The sequence below is a fragment of the Micromonospora palythoicola genome (genome assembly GCF_036689795.1).
GTDB lineage: Bacteria > Actinomycetota > Actinomycetes > Mycobacteriales > Micromonosporaceae > Micromonospora > Micromonospora palythoicola.
The window spans coordinates 1-5,413 of sequence record NZ_JBAGKI010000124.1 but is presented as its reverse complement, the minus strand read 5'-3'; the positions used below and the strand labels follow the sequence as shown (position 1 = coordinate 5,413).

General features: G+C 58.1%; 3 rRNA genes. All 3 read left to right on the top strand.

Annotated elements, in window-relative coordinates:
- The first annotated feature begins 149 nt into the window (after window positions 1-149).
- Window positions 150-1,664: ribosomal RNA gene (locus V5O40_RS27675) — 16S ribosomal RNA — on the top strand.
- A gap of 398 nt (window positions 1,665-2,062) precedes the next feature.
- Window positions 2,063-5,173: ribosomal RNA gene (locus V5O40_RS27670) — 23S ribosomal RNA — on the top strand.
- A 100-nt stretch (window positions 5,174-5,273) separates the two neighbouring features.
- Window positions 5,274-5,390 (top strand): 5S ribosomal RNA (gene rrf / locus V5O40_RS27665).
- Together the 16S, 23S and 5S rRNA genes form the textbook arrangement of a ribosomal RNA operon.
- Window positions 5,391-5,413: the final 23 nt, after the last annotated feature.

The window sequence follows — 5,413 nt, the reverse complement described above, 5'->3', positions numbered from 1 at the left end:
TGGTGTGTGGTTGTTCTTTGAGAACTCAACAGGGTGCTTGATAAGCCAGTGCCAAGTTTGTTTGATTCCCGGGCTGGCCAGTTTTTCTGGTTGGTTTGGATTCCTTTGGCAACAATTTGGTTTGTTGCTGGGATGGATTTTCCAGGTTTTTGTTGGAGAGTTTGATCCTGGCTCAGGACGAACGCTGGCGGCGTGCTTAACACATGCAAGTCGAGCGGAAAGGCCCTTCGGGGTACTCGAGCGGCGAACGGGTGAGTAACACGTGAGCAACCTGCCCTAGGCTTTGGGATAACCCCGGGAAACCGGGGCTAATACCGAATATTCACTGCTGGCCGCATGGCTGGTGGTGGAAAGTTTTTCGGCTTGGGATGGGCTCGCGGCCTATCAGCTTGTTGGTGGGGTGATGGCCTACCAAGGCGACGACGGGTAGCCGGCCTGAGAGGGCGACCGGCCACACTGGGACTGAGACACGGCCCAGACTCCTACGGGAGGCAGCAGTGGGGAATATTGCACAATGGGCGGAAGCCTGATGCAGCGACGCCGCGTGAGGGATGACGGCCTTCGGGTTGTAAACCTCTTTCAGCAGGGACGAAGCGCGAGTGACGGTACCTGCAGAAGAAGCGCCGGCCAACTACGTGCCAGCAGCCGCGGTAAGACGTAGGGCGCGAGCGTTGTCCGGATTTATTGGGCGTAAAGAGCTCGTAGGCGGCTTGTCGCGTCGACTGTGAAAACCCGTGGCTCAACTGCGGGCCTGCAGTCGATACGGGCAGGCTAGAGTTCGGTAGGGGAGACTGGAATTCCTGGTGTAGCGGTGAAATGCGCAGATATCAGGAGGAACACCGGTGGCGAAGGCGGGTCTCTGGGCCGATACTGACGCTGAGGAGCGAAAGCGTGGGGAGCGAACAGGATTAGATACCCTGGTAGTCCACGCTGTAAACGTTGGGCGCTAGGTGTGGGGGGCCTCTCCGGTTCTCTGTGCCGCAGCTAACGCATTAAGCGCCCCGCCTGGGGAGTACGGCCGCAAGGCTAAAACTCAAAGGAATTGACGGGGGCCCGCACAAGCGGCGGAGCATGCGGATTAATTCGATGCAACGCGAAGAACCTTACCTGGGTTTGACATCGCCGGAAATCTCACAGAGATGTGGGGTCCTTCGGGGCCGGTGACAGGTGGTGCATGGCTGTCGTCAGCTCGTGTCGTGAGATGTTGGGTTAAGTCCCGCAACGAGCGCAACCCTCGTCCCATGTTGCCAGCAATTCGGTTGGGGACTCATGGGAGACTGCCGGGGTCAACTCGGAGGAAGGTGGGGATGACGTCAAGTCATCATGCCCCTTATGTCCAGGGCTTCACGCATGCTACAATGGCCGGTACAATGGGCTGCGATACCGTGAGGTGGAGCGAATCCCAAAAAGCCGGTCTCAGTTCGGATCGGGGTCTGCAACTCGACCCCGTGAAGTCGGAGTCGCTAGTAATCGCAGATCAGCAACGCTGCGGTGAATACGTTCCCGGGCCTTGTACACACCGCCCGTCACGTCACGAAAGTCGGCAACACCCGAAGCCGGTGGCCCAACCCTTGTGGAGGGAGCCGTCGAAGGTGGGGCTGGCGATTGGGACGAAGTCGTAACAAGGTAGCCGTACCGGAAGGTGCGGCTGGATCACCTCCTTTCTAAGGAGCACCATCCCGCGAAGGCGGGTATGGAGCCCGCGGTCCGCGAATGTCGGGTCGGGGTGCTCATTGGCGGAGACACTGGCGAGTTTTTCCTCGGCAACGGTCAGGGCGCTTAGTACAGCCGGCTTTCGGGTTGGTGGGAACGGTTGCTGTGGTGCGGCTGGGGAGGGATGTAGAGCACCCTGTTGGGTCCTGAAGGAACAACCCGTGGTGGTTGAGCTTTCAGAGGCTGTGAGTGGCGTTCCCGTGGTGGGGATGGTCGCCGGCTGCCAGGCATGGCCTGGCCTCGCATACCGGGTGTTGCCCTTGTTGTGGGGTGGTGTTGCTGGTGCGGGGTGGTGGGTTGTGGGTTGGTTGTTTGTTGAGAATTGCACAGTGGACGCGAGCATCTTTGTGGTCAAGTTGTCAAGGGCGGACGGTGGATGCCTTGGCACCAGGAGCCGATGAAGGACGTGGGAGGCCGCGATAGGCCTGGGGGAGCTGTCAACCGAGCTGTGATCCCAGGGTGTCCGAATGGGGTAACCCGGCATCAGTCATGTGATGTCACCTGCACCTGAACTCATAGGGTGTGTGGAGGGAACGCGGGGAAGTGAAACATCTCAGTACCCGTAGGAAGAGAAAACAATAGTGATTCCGTGAGTAGTGGCGAGCGAAAGCGGATTGAGGCTAAACCGGTTGCGTGTGATACCTGTCAGGGGTTGCGTGGTCGGGGTTGTGGGACCTCATGTGGTGGGCTGACAACCACCAAAGGAGTTATAAAGCCAGTTGTTAGCTGAATGGTCTGGAAAGGCTGACCGTAGACGGTGATAGTCCGGTAGGTTAAAGCAGCTGGTCTTCTGTGGGTGTTCCCGAGTAGCGGCGGACTCCTGAAATCTGCCGTGAATCTGCCAGGACCACCTGGTAAGCCTAAATACTTCCTGGTGACCGATAGCGGACGAGTACCGTGAGGGAATGGTGAAAAGTACCCCGGGAGGGGAGTGAAATAGTACCTGAAACCGTTCGCCTACAATCCGTCGGAGCCTTGCGGGGTGACGGCGTGCCTTTTGAAGAATGAGCCTGCGAGTTAGTGGCATGTGGCGAGGTTAACCCGTGTGGGGGAGCCGTAGCGAAAGCGAGTCTGAAGAGGGCGAGCGAGTCGCATGTTCTAGACCCGAAGCGGAGTGATCTAGCCATGGGCAGGCTGAAGCGCGGGTAAGACCGTGTGGAGGGCCGAACCCACCAACGTTGAAAAGTTGGGGGATGACCTGTGGTTAGGGGTGAAAGGCCAATCAAACTCCGTGATAGCTGGTTCTCCCCGAAATGCATTTAGGTGCAGCGTCGTGTGTTTCTTGCCGGAGGTAGAGCACTGGATGGTCTAGGGGGCCTACAAGCTTACCGAAATCAGCCAAACTCCGAATGCCGGTAAGTGAGAGCGCGGCAGTGAGACTGCGGGGGATAAGCTTCGTAGTCGAGAGGGAAACAGCCCAGATCACCAGCTAAGGCCCCTAAGCGTGTGCTAAGTGGAAAAGGATGTGGGGTCGCATAGACAACCAGGAGGTTGGCTTAGAAGCAGCCACCCTTTAAAGAGTGCGTAATAGCTCACTGGTCAAGTGGTTCCGCGCCGACAATGTAGCGGGGCTCAAGCACACCGCCGAAGCTGTGGCACTCACACAATGACTTCGCATCACTTCTTCGGGGGTGGTGTGCAGGTGTGTGGGTGGGTAGGGGAGCGTCGTGCCGGGGGTGAAGCAGCGGGGTGACCCAGTTGTGGACGCGGCACGAGTGAGAATGCAGGCATGAGTAGCGAAAGAAGGGTGAGAAACCCTTCCGCCGGATGACCAAGGGTTCCAGGGCCAGGTTAATCCGCCCTGGGTGAGTCGGGACCTAAGGCGAGGCCGAGAGGCGTAGTCGATGGACAACGGGTTGATATTCCCGTACCCGCGAAGGAGCGTCCCTGATGAACCTCGTTGTGCTAACCACCCGAACTGCCGGCGACCTTCGGGTCAATGGTGGGGAGCGTGGGAACCTGGCGGGTAGTAGTCAAGCGATGGGGTGACGCAGGAAGGTAGCTGAGCCCGGCCGGTGGTTGTGCCGGGGTAAGCGTGTAGGCCGACGTGTAGGCAAATCCGCACGTCATGTGGCTGAGACGTGATGCCGAGCCGATTCAGGTGAAGTCAGTGATCCTATGCTGCCGAGAAAAGCCTCTAGCGAGTTCCGAGCGGCCCGTACCCCAAACCGACACAGGTGGTCAGGTAGAGAATACCGAGGCGATCGGGCGAACTGTGGTTAAGGAACTCGGCAAATTGCCCCCGTAACTTAGGGAGAAGGGGGGCCGGAGACGTGAAGCCCCGCGCGGGTGGAGCGTTGTATGGCCGCAGAGAGCAGGGGGAAGCGACTGTTTACTAAAAACACAGGTCCATGCGAAGAAGTAATTCGATGTATATGGACTGACGCCTGCCCGGTGCTGGAACGTTAAGGGGACCTGTTAGCTCTTCGGGGCGAAGCGGAGAACTTAAGCGCCAGTAAACGGCGGTGGTAACTATAACCATCCTAAGGTAGCGAAATTCCTTGTCGGGTAAGTTCCGACCTGCACGAATGGCGTAACGACTTCCCCACTGTCTCAACCACAGGCCCGGCGAAATTGCAGTACGAGTAAAGATGCTCGTTACGCGCGGCAGGACGGAAAGACCCCGGGACCTTTACTATAGCTTGACATTGGTATTTGAGTCGGCTTGTGTAGGATAGGTGGGAGCCGGTGAAGTCCATACGCCAGTATGGGTGGAGGCAATCTTGAAATACCACTCTGGTTGATTCGGGTATCTAACTTCGGACCGTTATCCGGTTCAGGGACAGTGTCTGGTGGGTAGTTTAACTGGGGCGGTTGCCTCCTAAAGGGTAACGGAGGCGCCCAAAGGTTCCCTCAGCCTGGTTGGCAATCAGGTGTTGAGTGCAAGTGCACAAGGGAGCTTGACTGTGAGACTGACGGGTCGAGCAGGGACGAAAGTCGGGACTAGTGATCCGGCACTTGCGTGTGGAAGCGGTGTCGCTCAACGGATAAAAGGTACCCCGGGGATAACAGGCTGATCTTCCCCAAGAGTCCATATCGACGGGATGGTTTGGCACCTCGATGTCGGCTCGTCGCATCCTGGGGCTGTAGCAGGTCCCAAGGGTTGGGCTGTTCGCCCATTAAAGCGGTACGCGAGCTGGGTTTAGAACGTCGTGAGACAGTTCGGTCCCTATCCGCCGTGCGCGTAGGATACTTGAGAAGGGCTGTCCCTAGTACGAGAGGACCGGGACGGACGAACCTCTGGTGTGCCAGTTGTCCCGCCAGGGGCACGGCTGGTTAGCTACGTTCGGAAGGGATAACCGCTGAAAGCATCTAAGCGGGAAGCCTGCTTCAAGATGAGGTATCCCACCACCTTCGGGTGGGTAAGGCCCCCAGCTAGACGACTGGGTTGATAGGCCGGAAATGTAAGCCCGGTAACGGGTTCAGTTGACCGGTACTAATAGGCCGAGGACTTGACTACAACGATCGCTCGCGTCCACTGTGTAACTCACAACAAACAAACACACACCCCTGACACGGATGGTGTCGGTGAACGGTGTTGTTTGACATGTTGATAAGGTTACGGCGGTCATGGCGGAGGGGAAACGCCCGGTCTCATTCCGAACCCGGAAGCTAAGCCCTCCAGCGCCGATGGTACTGCACCCGGGAGGGTGTGGGAGAGTAGGACACCGCCGGACACACTTCCCGTTCAGGGCCACCC